Consider the following 2,188-nt stretch of genomic DNA (forward strand, 5'->3'; position numbering starts at 1 on the left):
TTGATCTGCTGAACAGCCTGGTTTCCCGTGAGTGCACCGAGTGCAGGTACCCACTCTTCGGTGTGCAGGAGGTTCCAGAGGTTCTCAGCACCGCGTCGAGCCAGGGTTGCCTCTTCAGTGATCGAGCCGCGGAGGCGGATGACTTCTTCAGCGGTGTAGTCGCGCTTGATGCCTGCCCAGCGAGGGTCGGTGTCCCATTCGCGCTGCAGCTGTGCTGCGCTTTGGGTGTTGTCTCCGGTGCGGAATGTCATGTTGATCTCCTTTGATCGATTGGGACGGTTTTGGAAAGTGGGAAACATTTCTGCCATTTGCTTCGTTACTTCGAGTATTTGGCCTCCGCAACCACACTGGATGACATTTCAGGGTAGAAATATGGCAAAACTTCTGTTTTATAAAACTTCCCTTGCTCTGCTGGAGCTGAGAGAGTTAATTCATGAGCGAACCACTAGATGCCCTTCTGATTGGCCGGAACATCCGAGACCTCCGCACTCGTCAGGGAATGACCCTCGAAGCACTCGCTGTTGCCATCGAGCGAGCACCTTCGCAGGTCTCTGCGTTAGAAAACGGCAAGCGTGCTCCTCGAGTCATCCAGCTTCAGCAGATTGCCACCGCTCTCGGGGTTTCCCTCGACGCACTTCTCACCCCAGAACCACTTTCTGATCGCAGCTCAAAAGAGCTCGAGATTGAACGAGCACAGCGCAACGGAATGTATGCCTCGTTGGGACTCCCGGAGATGAAGCTCAGTAAAGGCCTCAGCGAGGGTGTCCTAGACACCATCCTCGGTCTCCAGAAAGAAGTGGAGCGACTCCACCTCCTCAAAGCAGCTACACCCGAAGAAGCGCGGCGCGCTAATTCAGCTCTGCGTCAAGAAATGCGCGAGGTCAACAATTACTACGCCGACCTGGAAGCTCAAGCCAAAGAACTCCACGCCCTGATTGGACACACCACCGGCCCGCTCTCTGAGCGATTGACCGCCGAACTCGCCAACAAACTCGGATTCACTCTGCACTACGTGTCAGATCTTCCCGCATCTACCCGGTCTGTGACAGATACCAAGAACGGCCGCATCTTCCTGCCGGTCCGACGTGAAGGCCGTGAAGGCCGTGATCCACGGACTGCACTTTTGCAAGCTTTGAGCGCACATGTTTTGAAATTCTCTGAACCGACAAACTACGAGGAATACCTCAATCAGCGCGTCCAGTCGAACTACCTTGCTGGTGCTCTTCTTATTCCCGAATCAAGTGCCGTCCCCTTCTTAACTCAAGCTAAAGAGCAACGTGAGCTTTCAGTAGAAGACTTGAGGGACATGTTTGCAGTGGGATATGAAGTTGCTGCCCACCGCTTCTCAAACCTTGCCACCGTCCACTTGGACATCCCTGTGCACTTCCTCAAGGTTCATGAAAGTGGAACTTTGGCGAAGGCATATGAGAACGACAAGGTTGCTTTCCCAACGGATGTTTTTGGTGCCGTTGAAGGCCAGATTGTGTGTCGCAACTGGAGTGCCCGTCGGGTCTTCTCCATCGATGACCGCTTCACGCCCTATCACCAATACACCGACAAGCCCTCGGGCACCTATTGGTGCACGTCACGTATTCAGTCCTCTCCCCAGGGCGACTTCTCGATCAGCGTAGGAACTCCTTTTGCCTCGGTGAAGTGGTTCCGTGGCCGAGACACCAACATTCGCCACCGCTCTGAATGCCCTGATTCGTCGTGCTGTCGTGAAGCACCAGCGGAATTGACCGCAAAATGGGATGAGGGTGTTCGCCCGGTACCCAAAATCAATTCGAGCCTGCTTGCAGCGCTCCCCAGAAATGGAATTCTGGGCGTTGATCAGCGTGAGATTCTTGAATTCTTAGAGGCCCACGAACCCACTAATTAGCTGTGAGAGCTGCCATTGTTCAGCCTAACTTGCACCGTGAATACGACGGCTGAGCTCGTGCGCAGTGGCCGTCATTTCCGGCAGGAGAGAGTCGATTCGCTCTTTGAAAGCTTCTGGGGTATTCAAACCCGCCGCAGAGAAAGTCACGGCGATACCTGCCGCCGGCCAACCAATGTGGTCTTTCACCACGACTCCTACTGAGGCCAAACCCTCCGTGATCTCTCCACGCTCCAGGGAATAACCCTGGGTCGCGGCATCAGTGACGAGTGCTTTGAGCTCGCGATAGGTGCGCGGTCCCGTGCTCGCCAC

The 2,188-nt window shown here is 54.9% G+C and carries 2 protein-coding genes and 1 pseudogene; 1 reads left to right on the plus strand and 2 read right to left on the minus strand.

The annotated features are described in order from the left end of the window. Positions 1-251, minus strand: a pseudogene (locus tag RR877_RS10435) (isocitrate lyase); the annotation flags it as partial. Between the two features lie 182 nt (positions 252-433). Here RR877_RS10435 and RR877_RS10440 point away from each other — a divergent pair. After that, positions 434-1,879: a helix-turn-helix domain-containing protein gene (locus RR877_RS10440; RefSeq protein WP_332551555.1), complete on the plus strand. Its 1,446-nt coding sequence runs from the start codon at positions 434-436 to the stop codon at positions 1,877-1,879. A gap of 24 nt (positions 1,880-1,903) precedes the next feature. Here the strand turns inward: RR877_RS10440 and RR877_RS10445 are convergent. Further along, a partial coding sequence (locus tag RR877_RS10445; RefSeq protein WP_332628212.1) for an IclR family transcriptional regulator C-terminal domain-containing protein occupies positions 1,904-2,188 on the minus strand: 285 nt, incomplete at its 5' end.

Origin of the sequence: Aurantimicrobium sp. (assembly GCF_036667855.1) — a bacterium.
In the GTDB taxonomy this organism is placed as follows: Bacteria; Actinomycetota; Actinomycetes; order Actinomycetales; family Microbacteriaceae; genus Aurantimicrobium.